The sequence below is a fragment of the Spirillospora sp. NPDC052242 genome, assembly GCF_040679555.1.
In the GTDB taxonomy this organism is placed as follows: domain Bacteria; phylum Actinomycetota; class Actinomycetes; order Streptosporangiales; family Streptosporangiaceae; genus Spirillospora.
In genome coordinates, this window is sequence record NZ_JBFAUZ010000063.1 from 24,607 (window position 1) to 45,760 (window position 21,154).

At 71.5% G+C, this 21,154-nt stretch carries 18 protein-coding genes and 1 tRNA gene; 5 read left to right on the forward strand and 14 right to left on the reverse strand.

Features of this window, described 5'->3' with window-relative positions; all coding sequences use genetic code 11:
• Window positions 1-7: 7 nt before the first annotated feature.
• Window positions 8-1,090, forward strand: a complete 1,083-nt coding sequence (locus AB0L25_RS36205; protein WP_500177547.1) for a fatty acid desaturase family protein — start codon at window positions 8-10, stop codon at window positions 1,088-1,090.
• Here AB0L25_RS36205 and AB0L25_RS36210 read toward each other — a convergent pair.
• The 11 genes from AB0L25_RS36210 to topA all read right to left on the reverse strand — a co-directional run bounded on the left by AB0L25_RS36210 (window position 1,083) and on the right by topA (window position 13,661).
• The gene (locus AB0L25_RS36210; protein ID WP_500177548.1) at window positions 1,083-1,940 is read right to left on the reverse strand and encodes an SDR family NAD(P)-dependent oxidoreductase; all 858 of its coding nucleotides are present in this window, start codon (window positions 1,938-1,940) and stop codon (window positions 1,083-1,085) included. The two genes, AB0L25_RS36205 and AB0L25_RS36210, sit on opposite strands and share 8 nt — an antisense overlap.
• Window positions 1,937-2,902, reverse strand: coding sequence for an alpha/beta hydrolase (locus AB0L25_RS36215; RefSeq protein ID WP_500177549.1), 966 nt, complete (start codon window positions 2,900-2,902; stop codon window positions 1,937-1,939). The genes AB0L25_RS36210 and AB0L25_RS36215 overlap by 4 nt, the downstream gene beginning before the upstream one ends.
• A gap of 78 nt (window positions 2,903-2,980) precedes the next feature.
• The gene (locus AB0L25_RS36220) at window positions 2,981-3,829 is read right to left on the reverse strand and encodes a PSP1 domain-containing protein (protein WP_500177550.1); all 849 of its coding nucleotides are present in this window, start codon (window positions 3,827-3,829) and stop codon (window positions 2,981-2,983) included.
• A 49-nt stretch (window positions 3,830-3,878) separates the two neighbouring features.
• Window positions 3,879-4,886: a WD40 repeat domain-containing protein gene (locus tag AB0L25_RS36225; protein ID WP_500177551.1), complete on the reverse strand. Its 1,008-nt coding sequence runs from the start codon at window positions 4,884-4,886 to the stop codon at window positions 3,879-3,881.
• 69 nt (window positions 4,887-4,955) lie between these two features.
• The gene (locus AB0L25_RS36230; RefSeq protein WP_500177553.1) at window positions 4,956-5,843 is read right to left on the reverse strand and encodes a fructosamine kinase family protein; all 888 of its coding nucleotides are present in this window, start codon (window positions 5,841-5,843) and stop codon (window positions 4,956-4,958) included.
• Window positions 5,844-5,846: 3 nt separating this feature from the next.
• On the reverse strand, window positions 5,847-6,326 hold the full coding sequence (locus AB0L25_RS36235) for a low molecular weight protein-tyrosine-phosphatase (protein ID WP_500177555.1): 480 nt from the start codon (window positions 6,324-6,326) through the stop codon (window positions 5,847-5,849).
• A 19-nt stretch (window positions 6,327-6,345) separates the two neighbouring features.
• Entirely contained in the window at window positions 6,346-6,966 is a 621-nt protein-coding gene (locus AB0L25_RS36240) for a permease-like cell division protein FtsX (protein ID WP_500177556.1), read from the reverse strand.
• A complete protein-coding gene (locus tag AB0L25_RS36245; protein WP_500177558.1) occupies window positions 6,963-7,508 on the reverse strand; it encodes a SigE family RNA polymerase sigma factor in 546 nt (181 codons plus the stop codon). Before AB0L25_RS36245 ends, AB0L25_RS36240 begins: the two co-directional genes overlap by 4 nt.
• A gap of 52 nt (window positions 7,509-7,560) precedes the next feature.
• The gene (locus tag AB0L25_RS36250) at window positions 7,561-8,709 is read right to left on the reverse strand and encodes a DNA polymerase III subunit delta' (RefSeq protein WP_500177560.1); all 1,149 of its coding nucleotides are present in this window, start codon (window positions 8,707-8,709) and stop codon (window positions 7,561-7,563) included.
• Between the two features lie 28 nt (window positions 8,710-8,737).
• Window positions 8,738-10,891: a dTMP kinase gene (gene tmk, locus AB0L25_RS36255; RefSeq protein WP_500177561.1), complete on the reverse strand. Its 2,154-nt coding sequence runs from the start codon at window positions 10,889-10,891 to the stop codon at window positions 8,738-8,740.
• Window positions 10,892-10,919: 28 nt separating this feature from the next.
• On the reverse strand, window positions 10,920-13,661 hold the full coding sequence (topA, locus tag AB0L25_RS36260) for a type I DNA topoisomerase (RefSeq protein WP_500177563.1): 2,742 nt from the start codon (window positions 13,659-13,661) through the stop codon (window positions 10,920-10,922).
• 248 nt (window positions 13,662-13,909) lie between these two features.
• On the opposite strand from topA, the gene AB0L25_RS36265 reads away from it, so the two are divergent.
• The gene (locus tag AB0L25_RS36265; RefSeq protein ID WP_021596264.1) at window positions 13,910-14,095 is read left to right on the forward strand and encodes a DUF5703 family protein; all 186 of its coding nucleotides are present in this window, start codon (window positions 13,910-13,912) and stop codon (window positions 14,093-14,095) included.
• A gap of 144 nt (window positions 14,096-14,239) precedes the next feature.
• On the opposite strand, the gene AB0L25_RS36270 is transcribed toward AB0L25_RS36265, so the two are convergent.
• Entirely contained in the window at window positions 14,240-15,571 is a 1,332-nt protein-coding gene (locus AB0L25_RS36270) for a M20/M25/M40 family metallo-hydrolase (RefSeq protein WP_500177565.1), read from the reverse strand.
• A gap of 144 nt (window positions 15,572-15,715) precedes the next feature.
• On the opposite strand from AB0L25_RS36270, the gene AB0L25_RS36275 reads away from it, so the two are divergent.
• The 3 genes from AB0L25_RS36275 to AB0L25_RS36285 all read left to right on the forward strand — a co-directional run bounded on the left by AB0L25_RS36275 (window position 15,716) and on the right by AB0L25_RS36285 (window position 18,074).
• Window positions 15,716-15,801, forward strand: a tRNA-Leu gene (locus AB0L25_RS36275).
• A gap of 292 nt (window positions 15,802-16,093) precedes the next feature.
• Window positions 16,094-17,320, forward strand: a complete 1,227-nt coding sequence (locus AB0L25_RS36280) for a hypothetical protein (protein ID WP_500177567.1) — start codon at window positions 16,094-16,096, stop codon at window positions 17,318-17,320.
• Window positions 17,304-18,074: an alpha-ketoglutarate-dependent dioxygenase AlkB family protein gene (locus AB0L25_RS36285; protein ID WP_500177568.1), complete on the forward strand. Its 771-nt coding sequence runs from the start codon at window positions 17,304-17,306 to the stop codon at window positions 18,072-18,074. Before AB0L25_RS36280 ends, AB0L25_RS36285 begins: the two co-directional genes overlap by 17 nt.
• A 114-nt stretch (window positions 18,075-18,188) precedes the next feature.
• On the opposite strand, the gene AB0L25_RS36290 is transcribed toward AB0L25_RS36285, so the two are convergent.
• Window positions 18,189-18,581 carry a hypothetical protein gene (locus AB0L25_RS36290; RefSeq protein WP_500177570.1) on the reverse strand — a complete coding sequence of 131 codons (393 nt, stop codon included), beginning with the start codon at window positions 18,579-18,581 and terminating at the stop codon, window positions 18,189-18,191.
• Window positions 18,582-19,152: 571 nt separating this feature from the next.
• Window positions 19,153-21,135 (reverse strand): serine/threonine-protein kinase, encoded by a 1,983-nt coding sequence (locus AB0L25_RS36295; protein ID WP_500177572.1) that lies wholly within the window; start codon window positions 21,133-21,135, stop codon window positions 19,153-19,155.
• Window positions 21,136-21,154 lie beyond the last annotated feature (19 nt).

Below are 21,154 nucleotides of genomic sequence, written 5' to 3' on the forward strand. Positions count from 1 at the left end.
CACGCCGATGACCACGAACGTGAACACCGTGACGCCGTCCACCGGGCATCTGACGGACGCCGACCTGGAGGCGATCGCCCGGGAGCTGGACGCGCTCGGCGCGGAGATCACGGCGGACCTCGGGGACCGCGACGCGGCCTACATCCGGCGGGTGATCCGCTGGCAGCGGGGGCTGGAGATCGGCGGGCGGGCGATGCTGCTGGCGTCGTCGCTGCCGCCCGCGTGGATCGCCGGGACCGCGACGCTCGCCGTCGCGAAGATCCTCGAGAACATGGAGATCGGGCACAACGTCATGCACGGCCAGTGGGACTGGATGCGCGACCCGAAGATCCATTCGACGACGTGGGAGTGGGACAACGTGTCCCCCGCCGAGCAGTGGAAGCACTCGCACAACTTCGTGCATCACACGTTCACGAACGTCCTGGGCAAGGACAACGACGTGGGCTACGGGATCTTGCGCGTGACCCCGGAGCAGGAGTGGCACTGGGCGATGGTCCCGCAGCCCCTCTACAACCTGCTGCTCGCGATGTTCTTCGAGTACGGGGTGGCGCTGCACGACCTGGAGATCGACAAGATCCGGGCGGGGACGCACGACCCGGCGGAGACGCGGCGGAAGCTGCGCGGGATCGGCCGCAAGATCCGCCGCCAGTGGGCCAAGGACTACCTGGCGTTCCCGCTGCTCAGCGGGCCGCAGTTCCTGTCGACGCTGGCCGCGAACTTCACCGCGAACGTCGTCCGGAACGTGTGGGCGCACTCGATCATCTTCTGCGGGCACTTCCCCGGGGACGTCGAGGTGTTCGAGGAGGACCGGCTGGACGGCGAGTCGCGCGGCGAGTGGTACGTGCGGCAGCTCGCGGGGTCGGCGAACATCACCGGCGGGCGGTTCTTCCACCTGATGACCGGCAACCTGAGCCACCAGATCGAGCACCACCTCTTCCCCGACATGCCGAGCAACCGGCTCGCGGAGATCGCGCCGCGGGTGCGGGCGCTGTGCGAGAAGTACGACCTGCCGTACCACGCCGGTCCGCTGTCGCGGCAGGTCACGAGCACGTGGAAGAAGATCTTCCGGTACGCGCTGCCGACTACTTGACGACCGCGGGACTGTACGTGGGCGGGTCGCCGAGCATCCCGCGGTGGGAGCGGGGCCGCGACCCGTCGACGTCGGTGACGCCGAGCTCCGCGCCGAGTTCGGCGCCGATGAGGACGCGTCCCGTCCACGCCATCGGGTCGGCCGAGCGGGCGAGGGCGTCGATCACCCGGCCGCTGAACTCGGGCGTCTCGGCTCCGGCGGCGAACGACTCGTACCGTTCGGGGACGCCGTCGAACATGGCGCGGTTGCGTTCGGTCTTCAGCAGGCCCATCCAGAGGGAGATCACGGCGACGCCGTAGGGCCGGAAGTCCTCGGCCATGTCGTGCGCCATCTTGTCCACGGCGGCCTTCCCGGCCCCATAGGCGGGACCGTGCATGTAGCAGCGGCCGCCGAACGAGGACGTGTTCACGACGAGGCCCCCGGCGTCCTTGATCAGCAGCGGGGCCGCGTAGTAGCTCGCGACGTACGCCGAGCGCATGCCGACGTCGAACATGCTCTGCAGCGCGAGGGGCTTCTCCCAGAACGGGCCGTCCAGGGTGAGGCCGTCGGGGATGGTGAACGCGTTGTTGACGAGGACGTGCACCGTCCCGTGGTCCCGTTCGACCTGCTCGAACAGCGCCCGGACCTGCTCGTCGTCGGAGTGGTCGCAGATCACCGGGACGCCGGTGCCGCCGCGCTCGTCGATCTCCGCGGCGGTGCCGGCGACCGTACCCGGCAGGTCCGCGTGGCCCTCGGCGCGCGTCCGTCCGGTCACGTACACGGTCATGCCGGCCGCGCCCAGGGCGAGCGCGATGCCCTTCCCGGCGCCGCGGCTGGCACCGGTGACGACCGCCACCCGGTTCTCGGTCATGCGCCCCTCCTCGCGAGGAATTCCAGCATCGTCGCGGTGGTCTCCGCGGGTTTCTCCATCTGCATCATGTGCCCCGCCGACTTGATCATCCGGACGTCCCGGACGTCCGCGTGGTGGTCGCCGAGCCGGTTCAGCGGGTCGTCGCCGTGCCAGCCCTCCAGGTCGGCGTCCTGCTCGCTGCCGATGAAGTAGTACGGCACGGTCGTCCGGCCCTCGTAGGACTTGCGGTGCTCCCAGGCGAGGTCCATGGCCCGGTACCAGTTGAGCCCGCCGGTGAAGCCGCTCGCGCTGTACTCGGCGACGTAGAACTCCAGCTCCGCCTCCGTCAGCCACGGCCACGGAAGCGGCGGCGTCTCGGGCAGGGCGTCGATGTAGGACGTCCCCGGAGGCTTCTTCCACACGTCGAGGTAGTGGTAGTCGCTGGAGAGCGCGTAGAACACCTTGCGCAGGAACTCGCGGGGCGCGGCGGCGAGGTCGCGGTCGGCGACGCCGGGCGCGTTGAAGTAGTGGATGTGGTTGAAGTGCCGTTCGGCCTGCCGCGCGGCGAGCGTCAGCGGCGACTCCTTCGACGGCGTGAAGAACGGGTTCTCGAGCGCGATGATCGCCTCGACGCGCTCCGGGTGGTGGTACGCGAGGTCGTACGCGGCGAACAGGCCGAAGTCGAGGCCGCTGAACACCGCCCTGTCCTCCCCGAGGTGGTCGAGGAGGCCGACGACGTCGCCGACGATGCTCGCGGGCCCGTACTCGCGGTGGTCGGCGGGGCCGCTCGTCCGGCCCATCCCCCGCATGTCCGGGGCGACGACGCGGAACCCGGCGTCCGCGATCGGCCCGATCTGGTGCCGCCAGCTGAACCAGAGGTGCGGGAACCCGTGCAGGAGGACGACGAGCGGGCCGCCGCCCTGCTCCACGTAGTGGACGTCGAGGTCGTTGATGCGCGCGTACCGATGACTCCAGCCGGCCATGCCGTGGTCCCTCCGGTGCAGGTGCCGATCACCGGAATCTGCACGACGACGCCGCCCCGCGGCAGTGCGGTGTCTCGCTCAGTGGGAACCCGCCTCAGAACTCCCCCCGTCCGGCGCGTCGCCGTAATGGGCGTCGTGTTGCTTGCGGGGGGAGCAGACGGAGGCGGAGGGGCAGGAGCAGCGGCGGGAGCCGACCTTCACGGTGACGCGGTCGCCGGGGACGTTGTAGCCGATGACCTGGCCCTCGCCCTCCGGGGTGCTGACGCGGGAGCCGAGGCGCGGGGCCTTCTCCTTGAACTCCATGTAGAGCGGGTGCTCGTACTTGAGGCAGCACATGAGGCGGCCGCAGGCGCCGGCGATGCGGAGGGGGTTGACGGGGAGGTCCTGCTCCTTGGCCATGCGGACGGAGACGGGCTCGAAGTCCTTGAGGAACGTGGCGCAGCAGAGGTCGCGGCCGCAGGGGCCGATGCCGCCCTGCAGGCGGGCCTCGTCGCGGGGGCCGACCTGGCGGAGTTCGACGCGGGCCTTGAGGGTGCGGGCCAGGTCGCGGACGAGCGCGCGGAAGTCGACGCGGTGCGGGGCGGTGAAGTAGATCTTGACGACGTTGTCGGCGTCGAGGAAGTCGACGCCGATGACCTTCATCGGGAGTTCGTGGCGGCGGATGAGGCGCTTGGCGGACGTGCGGGCCTCGGCGCGGCGGCGGCGGTTCGCCTCGTCGCGGGCGAGGTGCTCGTCGGTGGCGGGGCCGCCGCACTCGGGGAGGCCGTCGATGTCCTCGGAGACCCACTGCGGGGCCCACACGCATTCGGCGACCTCGTGGCCGGAGTCGGTGGGGACGAGCACCTTGTCGCCGACCTTCGGGGTGTGCGAGCCGGGATCGAGGTAGTAGAGACGGCCGTATCTGGTGAAACTGACTGCCATCACCATGCCCACGGTTTCGCTCCGTTCGCCCGGTTCCGTGCGTCCACCTTAGGCGTCACCAGGCGGCGTCGGCGAGGTCCTTCCCGGGGAGGGGGCCGCCGGCGGGGGTGTGGACGTCGCCGGCGAGGGCCAGGAGCGCGCCGTTCTCGGCGGGATCGAGGGCCGTCAGCTCGGGATCGTCCTTGATCGGGTGCTTCCAGATGATCTGTCCGGGCTCGCCGGTCGCCGTGAACGCCTGCAGCACCAGGTTCGCGTCCTGCACGCGTCCGGTGACGATCGTGGTGCCGTCCGGGCGCAGGAACGCGGCGGACGTCCCGGACGGCAGCGTCGCGAGGGCCCGGCTGGACGTGAGGTCGCCCGCGGGGGCGGCGGTGTCGATCGTCCGGACCTGGGGGGCGCCGGACGCCGTCCAGGAGAACGCCAGCGTGTCGCCCGCCCAGGACAGGCCGCTGATGCGGCCCTGGAGGGTCGTGGGCCACGCCTTGCGGGCGCCGGTGCCGGGGTCGAGGACGGTGACGGTGCCGCGGGTGCCCTCGTAGGTGACGTACGCGATCCGGCCGTCGGGGGCGACGGCGAGGTCGGACCACGCGGCGGACTCGCCGGGGACGGCGGCCTTCGGGAGCGGGGCGAGCTCCTCGACGCGGCCGTCGTCGTCGAGGCCGAGGCGCTGGAACGTCACCCGCCCGTCGCCGGACGACGCCGCGACGTACGAGCCGTCGGGGCCGGACGCGACGCGGGTGAAGCGGCGGCCGGGCGGCGGCGCGACGGGCGGGCCGGTGTCGGCGCCCGTGCCGGTGTCGCGGACGACGAGCGCGGAGCCGTCCGCGACGACGCCGACGACGAAGCGGGGGCCGGTCGGCGCGGCGTCCGACGCGGCTTTCGCGCTGCGCGACTTCTCGGCGCCCTGGTGCCGTTCGAGCACGTCGAAGCCGCCGCCGACGACCAGCACCACGCCCGTGGCGACGCCGATCGGGACGAGCCCGCGCCACGCCTCGCGCAGCCGTGAGCCGCGCGCCGGTTCCTGGTGCTTCCCGTGCCTGCCGTCCATGGGGGTGACCCGCACCTGCCTCTCGTTGCCGAACCCCTCGTTTCTATCTCATGTACGGGAGGGGGATACGCCGGAAATGGGGAGTTACCGGTTCGAGGCCGAACTTCCGCCGAGGGCGGCGCGGACGGCGTCCATGAGCGACGCCCGGTAGGACGCGCCGAACAGCGCGACGTGGACGAGCAGGGGGTGCAGCCGGTGCAGGGGGACGCGGGCGCGCCAGCCGGGCGCGAGCGGTGCGGCCTCGTCGTAGGCGGCGAGGATCCGGTCGAGCAGCGGGGCGCCGAACAGCGCCAGCATGGCGAGGTCGGTCTCGCGGTGCCCGCCGTGCGCCGCCGGGTCGATGAGCACCGCGCGCCCGCCCGTCCACCGCACGTTGCCCGACCACAGGTCGCCGTGGATCCGGGACGGCGGCTCCGCCGGCCCCGCGAGGGACTCGATCCCGTCGACGACCCGCTCCACGAGCCGGACGTCGGCGCCCGCCAGGTGCGGCGCGGCGAGCGGGACGAACGGGGCGAGGCGGCGTTCGGCGTACCAGCGGGGCCACCCGCGGCCGTCGGGCGTGTTGTCGAGCGGGAGGTCGGCGATGAACCCCGGCCAGGGCGCCCCGTAGGCGTCCGGACGGGCGGTGGTGTGCAGGGCGGCGAGCTCGCGGCCGAGGCGTTCGGCGGCGGCCGGGTCGGGCGGCGCGGACGGCAGCCACGGCAGGACGAGCAGGTGCTCGTCCGCCGCGACGACCCCGGCGACCGGGGCGTCCGGGCCGGTCTCCCCCAGCCAGCGGAGCCCGGCGGCCTCGGCCGCGAACACCCCGGCGGACGGGGCGTCCGCGGCCCGCGCGAGGGCCTTCACGAACACGTCGCGGCCGTCGCCGAGGGACGCGCGGTGCAGCGTCCACGCGTGGCTCGAACCGAGGTCGTGCAGGCTCACGACGTCCGTGCCGAGGAGGCGTGCGAGCCGTTCGCGGACGCCCGGCACCGGTCAGGCCGCCTTGAGGCCCGCGCGGATCTCGTCGAGGAGGCCGGGCATCGCGGCCTCCACCATCTCGAGGACGAGGTCGAAGTCGGCGCGGCCCCCGTAGTAGGGGTCGGGGACGTCGAGGTCGCCGCCGGCGGCCGGGTCGAACTCGCGCAGCAGCCGGACCTTCGCGCGGGACGCCTCGTCGGGGGCCATCGACCGGAGGGCCCGCAGGTGGCCGTCGTCGAGCGCGAGGATCAGGTCGTACCGGGCGAACCAGAGGGCCTCGAACTGGCGCGCGGTGTGCGCCGAGCGGTACCCGGCGCGCCGCAGCGCCGCGATCGTCCGGTCGTCGGCGGCGTCCCCGACGTGCCAGTTGCCGGTGCCGGAGCTGTCGACCTCGACGTCCAGCCCCGCCTCCTCCACGTGGTGGCGCAGGACGGACTCCGCCATCGGGGACCTGCAGATGTTGCCCGTGCAGACGAAGGTCACTCGGTACGGCATGCCCCCATGATGCCCGACGTCAGCCCTTCCCCTCGATGACCACCTGGTCGACGCCCGGGAGGCCGGTCACCGCCCGCCGCACGGCGACGGCGCCCTTCCGCACGGCGGCGTCGTTGCCCGCGCCCCGCACCCAGACGCGGTACATCTCGGGGAGGTCGCCCGCGCGGACGCTCATCTCGAACTCGGTTTCCGAGGCGAACCGCTTCCTCCACCGCTCGTACGCCTCCATCCTCGACTCGAAATCGACGTGCTCCACGATCGACATGGCCTCGAGCCGCTTGCCGATCATCTGCGCCTCCCGCGGCGTGGCGTCCCGTCCGCGGCACGCCTCGTTGGACGACGTGCGGGTGCAGAGGTACACCGAGACGTGCACCGACGTCGGGGCCCGGACCGTGGACGGCGACGGCGACGCGGCGGGCGAGGCGGCCGCACCGTCCGTCCCGTCGAGGACGCCGCCGGCGAGGGCCGCGCCGCCCGCCGCCACGGCGACCACCGCGGCCGCCGCGACCATCGGGACGATGCGCCGGAACGTCCGGGTGCGGCGCCGCTCGGCGAACCGCGGCGGCGGGACGTCCCCGGGCCGCAGGGTCTCGCCGACGGCGTCCAGCGCGTCCTTGAGACGCTCCTCGGTCCGGTTCACTTCTCCTCCTCCAGGAGCCGGCCGAGCGCGGTGAGCGCCCGGGACGTGGTCGACTTCACGGTGCCGAGCGCGACCCCCATCGCCTCGGCGGTCTCCGCCTCGGACAGGTTGCCGTAGTAGCGCAGGACGAGCGCCTCCCGCTGGCGGCGCGGCAGCCGGTGCAGCGCGGCCAGCACCTCCCGGCGGTCCTCGCCGATCATCGCCTCGGACTCGGCGGACCACACCGGCGGCTGGTGCAGCGTGCGGAACGGCCGGCGGCGGCGCAGCAGCGCCGTCCGCGACCGGTTGAGGACGGCCGACCGGACGTACGTCAGCGCCTTGTCGCGGTCGCGCATCCGCGGCCAGGCCGCGTAGAGGCCGGCGAAGGCGTCCTGGACGACGTCCTCGGCGGTGCCCCGGTCCCCGACCATGATCAGCGCGAGGCGGGTCAGCCCCAGCGCGTGCCCCCGGTACAGGTCCGTCACCGCGGCGGACGCGTCCTCGTCGGCCGCGTCCGCCCTCGTGCCCGCCCGTGGCTCGGCGAGCGCCGTGTCAGCGTTCATGTCCCAGAGACACCGCGGGCCCCTCCGGGTTGCCTCCGCGCGGCGCTTTTCGTCAACCGGTGCGGAGCGCCATGGTGAGGGCCTCGACGGCCAGCAGCGGGTTGACGTTCGCGTCGAGCCGCTCCCGGCACTCCATGATCGCGTCGAGGCGGCGGAGGGTGCCCTCGGGACGGGTCTGCGCCGCGGCCGTCCGCAGCTCGGGGGCCAGCTCGGTGTTGACGAGCTCGCTGCCCGCGCCGAGCTGCAGGGTGAGGACGTCCCGGTAGTAGGACGCGAGGTCGAGCAGCGCGCGGTCCAGCGCGTCCCGTTTCACCCGGGTCGCCCGGGACTTCTGCCGGTCCTCGAGCTCCTTGAGCGCCCCGGCCGTCCCGCGCGGCATCCGGCCCTTCGCGCTCTCCCCGAGGGCCTGCCGCAGTTCGGCGGTCTCCCGCCCGTTCAGCTCCTCGGTCGTCGCCTTCGCCTCGGCCTCGGCGGCCTTCACCAGCGCGTCCGCCGCCATCGCCGCCGGTCCGACGGACGTCAGGCGGCGCGGCACCGCGAGCACCTGCGCGCGCCGCGCGCGCGCCTCCGGGTCGGTGGCGAGCCGCCGCGCGCGGCTGATGTGCCCCTGCGCGGCCCGCGCGACGACGTCGGCGGTCTCGCGGTCGACGCCGTCCCGCTGGACGAGGACGTCCGCGACCGCGTCGATCGGCGGCGTCCGCAGCGTGACGAGCCGGCAGCGGGACCGGATCGTGATCAGCAGGTCGTCCGGGGACGGCGTGCACAGCAGCCACAGCGTGCGCGGCGGCGGCTCCTCGATGGCCTTCAGCAGCGCGTTCGCGGCGCCCTCGGTGGCGCGGTCGGCGTCCTCGAACAGGACGATCTGCCAGCGGCCCACGCTCGGCGACGAGCCCGCCCGCAGCACCAGCGCCCGCGTCTCCTTGATCCCGTACGACAGGCCGGACGGGCGGACGACCTCGAGGTCGGCGTGCGTCCCCTGCAGGACCTGGTGGCACGCCGCGCAGTGGCCGCAGCCGCGCGGGATCTCGGTGCACTGCAGCGCCGCCGCGAACGCCCGCGCCGCCGCGGACCGTCCGGACCCGGGCGGGCCGGTGAACAGCCACGCGTGCGCGACGCCGGTCCCGCCGCCGGCGCCGTCCGCGGCGGCGGACAGCTGCGCGACGACCGGGTCCTGGCCGACCAGGTCGTTCCAGACGCTCATGGCCTCAAGGCTACGGGCCCGCCGGGGCTCACACGTCCCTGATCGCGGGGAACGTGTGCGTCGCGTCCTCGGTGCCGAGCGGGATCGGGTCGGGCAGGATCTCCCGGATGCGGTACTGGATCTCGCGGCTCAGCTCGGCCTGCGGGCGGGACGCGTCGAGCACCAGGTAGCGGTCGGGGTCGGCGTCGGCGAGCGCCCGGAACCCGGCGCGGACCCGCTCGTGGAAGTCCTGCGACTCGGACTCGATGCGGTCGGCGGGCGCCGACAGCCGGGCGAGGCCGGTGCGCGGCGGCACCTCCAGCAGCACGGTCAGGTCCGGGACGAGCCCGCCGGTCGCCCACTCGTTGACGCGGGCGATCTCCTCGACCGGCTGCTCCCGGCCGAACCCCTGGTAGGCGAGGGACGAGTCGACGTACCGGTCGCTGACGACGATCGCGCCGCGGTCCAGGGCCGGAACGATCACGTTGGTGACGTGGTCGGCGCGGTCGGCGGCGTACAGCAGGCTCTCGGCGCGGATCGACAGGCCGGTCGTCTCGCGGTCCAGCAGCATCGCGCGCAGCCGCATGCCGATCTTGGTGGCGCCGGGCTCCTGCGTGGTGATCACGTCGTAGCCGTGGTCGCGGAGCCAGATCGCGGCGAGCCGGGCCTGGGTGGTCTTGCCCGCGCCCTCGCCGCCCTCGAACGCGATGAACACGCCCCGGTTGCGGACCGCCGGGGCCTCCTCCGCCTCCGCGGGCTCCTCCCCCGGCGGGACGTACACCTCGCCGCGCAGCGCGGCCCGCAGGTCCGGGACGAGCGGGACGCCGCGGCGGTCGTCCGCCCGGCGGTACGCGAGCAGGCCGGCGAGGAGCGCGACGACGGCGGCGACCAGCAGCGCGGCGGCCGTCCCGGCGAGGTCGTAGACGCCGCCGCCGAGGTCGATCCGGGTGTCGCCGATCGCCCCGGCCAGCGGCGGGACGGCCGCGACCGCGACGAACGCGGTGACGAGCGCGACGGCCCGCGGGTACGCGGGGCTCGGCGGCTCGGGCGCCTCGCCTTCGGGCGCCTCGCCTTCGGGCGCCTCGGCGGCGGCGGAGGCCGCCAGGACGGACGTCCCGCAGGCCCACGCGGCGCCCGCGGCGACGCCCGTGAACGCGGTCGCGAACACCGCGACCGGCAGGTTGGCGACCAGCGCGGTCACGGCCAGCGCGAGCCCGCCCGCGACGACCGCGAGGCCCAGCAGCCGGCGGCGGCTGAACGGGCCGAGGACGCGCGGGCCGAGGAAGATCCCGAAGCCGAGACCGGCGGTCAGCGCGAGCAGCACGGCGCCGTACCCGGCGTCGCCGCCGCCGAGACCGGCCGCGTGCAGCCGGGCCGCGCCGACGACCGCCCCGGACGCGAGGGCCGCGCCGGTGACCGCGGCGCCGAGGCCGCGCGGCGCGCCCGTCCGTCCGCCGCGCCCGCCCCGGACGATCAGCGCGAGCGGCGACGGGACGTGCCGCGGCGCGGCGCCCGCGACCTCCTTGATCAGCGCGACGGCGACGGCCCCGAGCAGGAACACGGCGGCGTTCGCGTACAGGACGAGGTCGGTGCGGTCCCCGGCGCCGTCGAACAGCCCGGCGCCGAGCAGCGCGAGAACGGTGAACAGCGCGGCGGCGACCGGCGCGGCGGCCGACACGGTGCGCAGCGCCGACCGGCGGGCGGCGGCCCGCAGCCCGTTCGTCCCGCCGCCCGGCGCGTCGTCCGGCAGGCCGTCCGGGACGAGCGCGGGCGGGGCCGCGAGCGCGAGCGGCGTCCACAGCAGGCCCAGCAGGCCCAGCAGGAACGCGGCGGCGAGCGTCCACGGGAGGGAGTCGAGCAGCGGCACGGTCAGGACGATCGCGAACCGCAGGGCGTCCGCGGCGAGCAGCACGACGCGGCGGTCCGCGCGGGCGGCGAGCAGGCCCGCCAGCGGCGCGAGGAGCACCGCCGGGAGCAGCAGCAGGCCCAGGACGCCGCCGACGGCCTGCGCGCGCGCGGCGACGTCCTCGTCCTGCGTCAACATGACGGCCGACGCCGTCAGGGCCGGCACGGTCAGCCATTGCCCGACCGCGGACAGCGACAGGGCGAGCCGGAGCCGCCGGAACGGCCCGATCTCCGAAAGCGACGAAACGCCCGGCTGCGGCGCGGCGGGGTACGGCCGGGTGGCGTCCGTTCTGGTCATGTCCGTCAGAGTATCGGCGTCCTTGTCGCTATGACCCCGACTTCGCCGAGGACTTCGCCGAGGACTTGGCCGACGACTTCGCGGCGGGCTTCGCGGGCGTCCGCTTCCGGGGCGCGGCCTTCTTCTTCCCGCCCCCCGCGGCGACCTTCTCACGGCGCTCCGCCAGCAGCTCGGCGGCGCGCTGGATCGTGATCGACTCGACCTCGTCGCCCTTGCGCAGGCTCGCGTTCGTCTCGCCGTCCGTCACGTACGGGCCGAACCGGCCCTCCTTGACGACCACCGGCTTGTCGCTCACCGGGTCCTTGCCGAGCTCGCGCAGCGGCGGCGCGGCGGCCGCCCGGCGGCCCCGCTGCTTCGGCTGCGCGAACAGCTCCTTGGCCTGCTCCAGCGTGACCGTGAAGAGCTCCTCCTCCGACCCCAGCGACCGGCTGTCCGTCCCCCGCTTGATGTAGGGGCCGAACCGTCCGTTCTGGGCCGTGACGGGCTCCCCGTCCAGCTCCCCGACCGTCCTCGGCAGCGACAGCAGCTTCAGCGCGTCGTCCAGGGTGATCGTGTCGAGCGACATCGACTTGAACAGCGACCCCGTCCGCGGCTTCGGCGCGTCCGCCTTCTTCGTGCGCCTCTTCTTCTCGCCCTCCGCCGGCGCGGGCGGCTCCGGCAGGACCTCCGTGACGTACGGGCCGAACCGTCCGCTCTTCGCCACGATCGTGTTCCCGGTCTCCGGGTCGACGCCCAGCTCCCGGTCACCGCTCGGCTGCGCGAACAGCTCCTCGGCCTTCTCCGCCGTCAGCTCGTCCGGCGCGATGTCCTCGGGGATGTTGACCCGCTGGCCGTCCCTGTCCAGGTACGGCCCGTAACGCCCGACCCGCACCATGATGTCGGTGCCCTTGACCGGGAACGAGCTGATCCCCTTGGCGTCGATGTCGCCGCTCTCGCCGAGCAGCCGCTTCAGGCCCTCCGCGCCGTCGTCGCCGTAGTAGAACCGGTTCAACCACGGGGTGCGCTCGGCGTTCCCGCGCGCGATCTCGTCGAGACCGTCCTCCATGTGCGCGGTGAAGTCGTAGTCGACCAGGTTGCCGAAGTGCTGCTCCAGCAGGTTCGTCACCGCGAACGCCAGGAACGACGGGACGAGCGCCGTGCCCTTCTTGAACACGTACCCGCGGTCGAGGATCGTCCCGATGATCGACGCGTACGTCGACGGGCGCCCGATCTCCCGCTCCTCCAGCTCCTTGACCAGGCTCGCCTCGGTGTACCGGGCCGGCGGGCGCGTCGAGTGCCCCTCGGCCTCGACGTCCTCCGCCGTCAGCCGGTCGCCCTCCGCCAGGTTCGGCAGCCGCCGCTCCTGGTCGTCCCGGTCCGTCGACGGGTCGTCGGCGCTCTCCACGTACGCCTTCAGGAACCCGTGGAACGTGATCGTCTTACCGGTCGCGCCGAACTCGGCCGTCTCGCCGCCCGTCGACTCCCCGGTCACCCGGATCGACACCGACTGCCCGACCGCGTCCTTCATCTGGCTCGCGATCGTCCGCTTCCAGATCAGCTCGTACAGCCGGAACTGGTCGCCCGACAGCCCCGTCTCCGCCGGCGTCCGGAACGTGTCGCCCGCCGGACGGATCGCCTCGTGCGCCTCCTGCGCGTTCTTCACCTTCGACGCGTAGACCCGCGGCTTGTCCGGCACGTACTCCCCGCCGAACAGCGACGCCGCCTGCCGCCGCGCCGCCGTGATCGCCGTCTCCGACAGCGTGATCGAGTCGGTCCGCATGTAGGTGATGAAGCCGTTCTCGTACAGCTTCTGCGCCACCGACATCGCGTACTTCGCCGAGAAGCCCAGCTTGCGGCTGGCCTCCTGCTGCATCGTCGTCGTCCGGAACGGCGGGTACGGCTTGCGCGTGTACGGCTTCCGCTCGACCGACTTGACCTCGTACGGACGTCCGCGCAGCCGTTCGGCCAGCGCGCGCGCGGCGTCCTCGTCGAGGTGCAGGGCGTCGCGGGTCTTCAGCATGCCGTCGGACGCGAAGTCGCGGCCCTGCGCCACCCGCTTGCCGTCCACCGACACCAGACCGGCCTTGAACGAGGTGGGCTCCTCGTCCTTGCCCGTCCCGAACCGCGCCGCGATGTCCCAGTAATGCGCCGGGACGAACGCGATGCGCTCCCGCTCGCGCTCCACCACCAGCCGCGTCGCCACCGACTGCACCCGGCCCGCCGACAGCTTCGGCATGACCTTCTTCCACAGCACGGGACTGACCTCGTACCCGTACAGCCGGTCCAGGATCCGCCGCGTCTCCTGCGCGTCCACCAGCCGCAGGTTCAGCGTGCGCGGGTTCGCCGCCGCCTGCCGGATCGCGTCCTTGGTGATCTCGTTGAAGACCATCCGGTGCACCGGCACCTTCGGCTTCAGGACCTCCTGGAGGTGCCAGGCGATCGCCTCGCCCTCCCGGTCCTCGTCCGTCGCGAGGAAGAGCTCGTCCGCCTCCGCCAGCAGCTTCTTGAGCTTCTGCACCTGCTGCTTCTTGTCGGTGTTCACCACGTACAGCGGCTCGAACTCCTGCTCGACGTTCACGCCGAGCTTCGCCCACGGCTCGCCCTTGTACTTGGCCGGCACCTCCGAGGCGCTCCCGGGCAGGTCCCGGATATGGCCGATACTGGACTCCACGATGTAGCCACGGCCGAGGTAACCCGCGATCGTCTTCGCCTTCGCGGGCGACTCGACGATCACCAGGCGGGTCCCGGCCCCGTTCTGGCCACTCTTCGCAGTGCCGTTCTTGGCTGGCACAGTCGCTCCAACCTCGCTGTCCTGGTACTCAGGGATTTTCCTACACAGGCTTCCTACAACGTCGCGTGACGGCGCGTTCATGCCCGCGGGTCCCCGCCACCGATCCGATGGGCCCGCCCCGCCCGTCCCGGACGGCGCAATTCCCACCACCGCGCCTCCGACAGGATGACATGCCGCCGCCGCCCGCGCGGACCGGGTCGCCACCGTACGACGGCGATCCGCGGCCGGACCAGGTAATAATGGTGGCAATGGCGGAGTACACCTACCTCGTCCTCTCACTGCCGCGCGGCACCACACGCGACACCGCCCGGCAGATCCTCACCGAGCACGCGGAACGCGGCGGCTGGGAAATCGATCGTCTGCGCCTCTACCCGGACGGGCGGCGCCGTATTCAACTGCGCCGCAAGGTCATCCGCGCGGTGCGCACGTTCTGACGCCCCCGAGGGCGGGCAAGGCTCCGCCCGCCCCGGTCCGCGCCTCCGGGGCGGGCAAAGCACGTGCGGCTCACAAGAGCCGCGCCTACACATGGTGACCGTACCACCACACTTCGCATGCGCGGCGGTAAAATCCCGGGAAAGTCAGGCGCGATCAAGAAACGTGTCGAGGACCCGCACCCCGAACTTCAGCCCGTCCACCGGCACCCGCTCGTCGATCCCGTGGAACATCCCCGAGAAGTCCAGCTCCGGCGGAAGCCTGAGCGGCGCGAAGCCGAAGCACCGCATCCCCAGCCGCGCGAACGCCTTCGCGTCCGTCCCGCCGCTCAAGCAGTACGGCACCGGCAGCGCCCCCGCGTCCTCCTGCAGCAGCGACGCCTCCATCGCCGCCACCAAGGCCCCCTCGTACTCCGTCTCCAGCGCCTGATCGTGATGGACGAACGAACGCTCCACGCCCGGCCCCAGCAACTCGTCCACCGTCGCGAAGAACTCGTCCTCGTGACCCGGCAGGAACCGCCCGTCCACCTGCGCCGTCGCGCTCTGCGGGATCACGTTCGTCTTGTACCCCGCGTCCAGCCGCGTCGGGTTCAGCGTGTTCTTGAGCGTCGCACCGATCATCCGCGCCAGCGGCCCGATCTCCTCCAGGCACGCCTCCGGCCGCTCCGGGTCGAACTCCACCCCGTACGCCATGCAGGCCCGCTCCAGGAACGCCCGCACCGTCTTCGTCAGCCGCACCGGGAACTCGTGCGACCCCAACCGCCCGACCGCCGCCGCCAGCGCCGTCACCGCGTTGTCCGGATGCACCATCGACCCGTGCCCCGCGGTCCCCGACGCGGTCAGGTTCATCCACGCGATGCCCTTCTCCGCGGTCTCGATCAGGTACATCCGCCGATCACCCGGAACCGTCAGGCTGAACCCGCCGACCTCCCCGATCGCCTCCGTGCACCCCTCGAACAACTCCGGATGCTCGTCCACCAGCCACTGCGCGCCCCACTTCCCGCCGGCCTCCTCGTCCGCCAGGAACGCGAGCACCACGTCCCGCGGGGGCCTGCGCCCCTCCCGGAGCCGCTGCCGCACGACCGCGAGGATCATCGCGTCCATGTCCTTCATGTCGACGGCCCCGCGACCCCACACGCACCCCTCGGCGATCTCCCCGCCGAACGGATCCCGCGTCCAGTCCTCCTTACGAGCGGGGACCACGTCCAGGTGTCCATGCAGCAGCAGCGCGTCCCGCGAGGGATCCTCCCCCTCGATCCGCGCCACGAGGCTCGCACGTCCCGGATGACTCTCGAAGATCCGCGACTCCAGCCCCACCTCCGCGAGCCGCTCGGCCACGTACTCTGCAGCCGCCCGCTCCCCGGGACCCGAATGGTCCCCGGGGTTGCTCGTGTCGATGCGGATCAACTCCTGGCAGAGCCGAACCACCTCGTCCTCCGCAGTCGCCGCACTCCCTCGACCGCTCGCAGTCGCCTGCACGTCCTCACCCCCGGGTGTCCGCACGTCCCGTCCATGGTGCCCCGTCCGTCCCCGTCCCCGCGACTCACGAACGGCGTCGCCGCGAGTCCCCAACCTTTGGTATCGTGAACCCCGCCGCAGCCGCAGGGCTGCGTGCGAACCCGGGTCCGGGTGGCGGAATAGGCAGACGCGCTAGCTTGAGGTGCTAGTGCCCTTCACGGGGCATGGGGGTTCAAGTCCCCCCTCGGACACAAACCAGCAACACACGTGGAGGCCCCGAATCCCGGGCCTCCACTTTTCTTTTCTGCACCCGGCACGTCACAGCCGACCTCCACCCGGTTCGGACGCGAGCCCCGCGTCACCAAGCCCGTGCCCCATGCGATGGACGTCCCTCCGGAGCACCTCCGATCGAGGCCGCCGTCCCGCCGCAGGCGAAGGACGCCAGCGGCGCTGCGCGGACGAAAAAGGTTATTAATGAGCTTCCGGGGCTAGAGGATGTTAATGTTGCACTCTCTTCAGAGGGTGAATGGCAGGTGCTCTTCAATGGACATAATAGAGCCGGCGGAAGCCCGCATCGAGGACGCGAGCAACATCTTGGTCGCGCCTTCGACGCTGCAGGACAATGACTCGATCAGGGATTTCTTCGGGTCTGTGATCACGCCCGAGAGCCTTGCTTCGGGTTCCTCCGACCTCTCCCGGAAGAGCGTCTACCTGTGCGGCGACGTGTCCGCGATCAGCGGTCGCCACCTGCATGCGGCGGCCCGGGTGTTCGTCGTCCGGGAGCTGTCGCACGGTTACCGCGAGGACGTCGACGCGCCTTGGAGCGTCGTCGGCCTCGGCCGAGTCCCCGTCCGCGTCCACGGCGCCGGCGTCTACTACCGCCGCTTTTTCGACCTCGACGGCGATCACTTCAACCGGATCCGTGCGGAGCACGCGTTCCAATCCCTGACGGAGTCCAACAAGCCGGGAACGGCCCATCGCAGCGGCATTTACCTGACGCCCGTCACGCAGAACGGTGACGAACTGCATTTCCGCCTGCTCCGGTGCTCCACGAATCTCTCGGGGCCGACGGAAGGTTTTCGCCCGACCGACACGCAGATCGTCGAGGCTCTGAACCGCGAGGCCGCCACCGTCTTCCGGAACCACGCACCGCTGAACCACGTCCTCGCTCAGACCTACCACAACACTCCCGCCACGGCCGAGCGCAAGCAGTCCAAGGCCAAGATCTCGTCCCATGCCGACAAGACCAAGGACATGCCCGTCAACGGCGTCATGGCCTTCTGCACCTTCTATGACGGGCTCGACGAGCTGCAGCCCATGGCCGAAGACCCCTTCGACTTCGGTGTGAAGGGCACCAGCGGGTTGACCAAGCTCCACTTCCGCCTCAAGGAACCCGGCGAAGATCGCGACGGAACGTTCCCCTCGCAGTTCACCGTGACGCTCTATCCCGGCTCTGTGTTCTTCATGCCGCTGTCCACGAACCGCCTGTACACGCACGCGATCCGGCCCTCGATGTTGGACGCCGCCCTGCTCCCGACCCGCCTGGGATACGTGGTGCGCTGTTCGAGCACCGAGGCCGTCCACAAGGACGGCCACACGTTCCTCAAGAAGGACGGGGGCCTGGTGAAGCTGGAGCCGCCCACGCAAGAGGGCATGAACGAGCTGCGCAGGCTGTACGCCGAGGAGAACGAGACGTCGTCCTTCATCGATTACGGCGACGAGTTCCTCTTCAGCATGAACACGGGAGACTACGTTGCCCCCCGAGCGTAAGATCGCGGACGAGATCCGCACGTACACCCTGCCGAGCGAGGAGAACCTCTTCACGGAGCTGTACGCGTCGACTCGTTGGGAAGACGTGGGGAAGGGCCGGCGGGGCGCCGTGCTCACCAGGGTCGACGAGGCGGACGGGGTGCCTCTCGTCCGCACCACTACTCGGTACGGCGACCCGGCGCAGCGGTTCCGGACGGTGCACGAACGGCTGGCGCAGCGGGTTCAGGAACGTGCGGCGCTCCCGGTCGGCTTCAACAACGCCCTCATCGAGACCTACACGAACGCCTACAAGACCATGGGCGGCCATTCCGACCAAGCCCTCGATCTGGCCGACGGGTCGTTCATCGCCGTCTACTCCTGCTACGAACACGCCGGGGCGACCCCCTCGAGGAAGCTGATCTTCGAGTGGAAGGAGTCCGGTGACGGGAAGTTCGAGGTCCTCCTCGCACACGACAGCGTCGTCGTGTTCTCCGTCGACTCCAATCGGCGGCTCAAGCACAAGATCGTCCTCGACACATCCGTCGAGACGGCGGACAACCCGTGGCTGGGCGTGACCTTTCGGACGTCGAAGACCTTCGTCCGCTTCCGCGGCGGGCACGCGTTCCTCCCGCAGGGTGCGCGCCTCACGTTGGCCGACGAGGAGCAGAGGCGCGAGTTCTACCGGCTGCGGCGCCGCGAGAACAACGAAACGGACTTCGTCTACCCCCCGCTGACGTACACCGTCAGCGAGAGCGACCTGATCCCGCCCGTCTGACCTTGCCGTGAACCACCGGCTCAACGAGGCGGGAGGCGGGCACCGGGCTCCGGTCGTCGGTGCCGGGTGTCCGATGATCCCCGGAGACCCCGCGTCGTTCTCGGTACGCCGGGGCTATGCGGAACTCGGGCCGTTCCGGATCGGCGCGAACCACGGATCTTTCGGGAAGACTTGAGTGAGGCGTTCGGAAACGGCTGCACGGACTTCCGCTCCGGCATGACGCACGATCGGCTCCCAACAATGTTCCCTGACCGCAGGATGATGCGTCGCGTCCGGGCACATCAGGACGGCGATGACCCGAATGGGCCACAGGAGTTGCCGCACATCGCCGCCGGCCAGTAACGCCGCGAAGCTGCCGGCGCCCGACGCCGCGGCGATGCTCGCGAGCACATGCCGCCAGGCCCAATGAACCGCTGATCCGATCGCTCCCGCCCGGCCCAATTCGTCCGGCAGAGACTGGTCGAACTTTTGATGGAGAGCGTCTTCCACGGTGTTAAGCATCCGCATCTGGACCTCTTCGTACCCTGCGAGCGCTCCGGCGATCTGCGCGAGCAGTTCATACCAGAAATGCTCCTTCCGGCCCAGGTTTGGAATTCTTCCATTCGTTGCGGGCCGAGGTGTTCGGCGACCTCGCGCAGCACCCTCCCCTGCACGGAAACGCCGTGGGCGTCCTCGAACGCCATCGCCTGCGCCGTTCTGGCGCACTCGAGCAACTCGTGATCGCGGTGCAGCCAGTGGATGACGTCCGCACGGGCGCAGCCGATCGCGGCCTGGGCGCGCGTCATTCCCGCCGGTCTCGCTTCCCAGTCGTTCAGAGAGTCCGTGCGTCACAGTGGTCGCTGAGTGCGCGGTTGAGGAGTTGGTCGCGGATGGAGAGGTCTCGTCGAGCAGCACCCACATCCGCTCGTTTCGTTCTTCCGGCTCTTCATATGCGAGATCATCGGCGACCCGTTCCAGGTCACCTCCGGCCCAGTGGCGTGCGCACCACCTTGGAAGAAGGAATCCTCGAACACATAGAAGCTGTATATGAGGCAGGGCTCTCCAGGCGCGGCGATCGGCGTTCCCTTGGAGGCGTTTGTCACGACGATGGTTCTTGAGGGAGTTGGTCGACGCAGGAGTATTTTTCGATCGCTTCCGCAGTCGGCTTGTAGTCGTTCTTGTTCAGGCGACTTCCGAAGTTCTGCTCGAAGACGTCGTCCCACTTACCGCTCTTGACATACGCCAGGAGAGCCGTTTTTATCTGCTCACATTCCTTGCGATGCCCTAGAGGCATCCCGATGCCCCATCTTTGCTTCTTGTCCGAGAATCCTGCCACCGAAGCCGCTGGTACGACGTACAGGTTCTGATCGGCGTGGGCGAAGCCCTGCAGTAGCAGTTCGTCCGAGAAGACCGCGTCGACTTCGCCGCTCCGGAGCTTGTTCACGCATTCGCCGGCGCTGCTCGGCGAGTTGGGAAGCTGCCCGCCCGCCTCTTCGATGAGCTCTTCCGAGGTGGTGCCGTCCCAGGTGCAAAGCTTCATCCCCTCGAGATCGGACATGCTCGTCGGCGCGGGGTGGCCCGAGCGCAGCAGGAACCCGGTGCCGGTCGTGGCGTAGGGGCCGACGAAGTCGGTGCCGACGTCGTCCATCCGCTCCTGAGTGATCGAGTAGGTCGACACGATGAAGTGCACGTTGCCTTCCTCTGCCCCCGCGAACGCGGTCAGGCGCTGCCTGGAGCTCAGCGGCTTGAACTCCGGTCTCTTGCCGAGCGCCTCGGCGGCCATCTCCGCGATCGAAATATCCAACCCGGAGCGTTTCGAGTATGTGTTTTCCTTGTAGCCGGTACCGGGCTGGTCTTCCTTTGATCCGAAGAACGCGACGTCGCCCGGAGGCCAGAACGTCGGCTGCGGCGCGGCGCGTTCTTTGCCGTCCGACGCCCCGGACGGCCCTTGCGTCAGCAGGTACCCCGCCGCCGCCAGAGCGAACAAGGCCAGCGCGGAAACCCCGGCCTGGACATGACGGCGATTGACCCATGAACCGGCTCTCCCGGTTGACGGCGGGGGCGTTTCCCGTTGTTCCACGGCATGCGGTTCCGGGTTTTCCGAACGGGTTTCCGGTGGCGCGCCGGGCGGCGCCGCCGGTGAGTCGGACGGGCCGTCCCCGAGCGGCCGGGCCGCCGCCGGCGCGGGGAGCCAATGGCGCCGGATGAGTTCGGTCGTCGCCTCCCGGGGGGTCAGCTCGCCGACGAGCCGGACGAGCAGCTTCTCGGCGGTCGGCCGTTCGGCCGGGTCGGGATCCAGCGTGGACCGGACGATCGGCACGAGTTCCTCCGGCACGCCCGTCAGGTCGTAGTGGGCCTGCCTTGCCCGGGCGGCCAGTTCGTGCAGCGCGCCGATGCCGAACGGGTTCCTCCCGGTCGCGGCGTAGGCGACGAGGGCGCCCCAGGCGAAGATGTCGACGGCGGTGCCGACCCGTCCCTCGAACGCGAACTCGGGCGCCACGTAGCCGGCGGTGCCGATGACGCTGCCCGGCTGGGTGATGGGGAGGTGGGTGTCCAGGGCCCGCGCGATACCGAAGTCGATCACGCGCGGCCCGTCGGCGCCGAGCAGGACGTTGCCCGGCTTGAGGTCGCGGTGCACCAGGCTGACCGCGTGGATCGCGACGAGGGCGGCGGCCACTCCCGCCGCGAGGCTGTGCAGCGCGTCCGGCGGGAACGCGCCGTGCGCGTCGATGTAGTCGGAGAGGGACGGCCCCTCGATGTACTCGGTGACCAGGTAGGCGAGCCCGCCGGTGCTGCCGTGGTCGAGTACCCGCGCGGTGCAGAAGGACGCGACGCGCCGGGCGTACGCCACCTCGGAGTCGAAGCGCGCGCCGTACTGCGGGTCGCCGGTCAGGCGCGGGTTGATCACTTTGACGGCGCCTCTCTGCCCGTGCGGGTCCCGCCCCAGGTAGACGACGCCCATGCCGCCCTGGCCGAGCCGGCCGAGGAGTTCCCAGCCGCCGATGGAGGCGGGGTCGTTCGTCTCGAGCGGGCCCGCGGCAGGGGCGGCGTCCGACCACCTCTGGGGGTTCGATGAGCTCACCAACCGGTCACCTCCAGCT

Bases quoted from the DNA above. Each gene is read 5' to 3' on its own strand.
- AB0L25_RS36210 (WP_500177548.1), bottom strand. From the start codon at position 1,940: ATGACCGAGAACCGGGTGGCGGTCGTCACCGGTGCCAGCCGCGGCGCC.
- AB0L25_RS36265 (WP_021596264.1), top strand. From the start codon at position 13,910: ATGGCGGAGTACACCTACCTCGTCCTCTCACTGCCGCGCGGCACCACA.
- AB0L25_RS36250 (WP_500177560.1), bottom strand. From the start codon at position 8,709: ATGAGCGTCTGGAACGACCTGGTCGGCCAGGACCCGGTCGTCGCGCAG.
- AB0L25_RS36205 (WP_500177547.1), top strand. From the start codon at position 8: ATGACCACGAACGTGAACACCGTGACGCCGTCCACCGGGCATCTGACG.
- AB0L25_RS36215 (WP_500177549.1), bottom strand. From the start codon at position 2,902: ATGGCCGGCTGGAGTCATCGGTACGCGCGCATCAACGACCTCGACGTC.
- tmk (WP_500177561.1), bottom strand. From the start codon at position 10,891: ATGACCAGAACGGACGCCACCCGGCCGTACCCCGCCGCGCCGCAGCCG.
- AB0L25_RS36220 (WP_500177550.1), bottom strand. From the start codon at position 3,829: ATGGTGATGGCAGTCAGTTTCACCAGATACGGCCGTCTCTACTACCTC.
- AB0L25_RS36280 (WP_500177567.1), top strand. From the start codon at position 16,094: ATGGACATAATAGAGCCGGCGGAAGCCCGCATCGAGGACGCGAGCAAC.
- AB0L25_RS36235 (WP_500177555.1), bottom strand. From the start codon at position 6,326: ATGCCGTACCGAGTGACCTTCGTCTGCACGGGCAACATCTGCAGGTCC.
- AB0L25_RS36290 (WP_500177570.1), bottom strand. From the start codon at position 18,581: ATGCGGATGCTTAACACCGTGGAAGACGCTCTCCATCAAAAGTTCGAC.
- AB0L25_RS36245 (WP_500177558.1), bottom strand. From the start codon at position 7,508: ATGAACGCTGACACGGCGCTCGCCGAGCCACGGGCGGGCACGAGGGCG.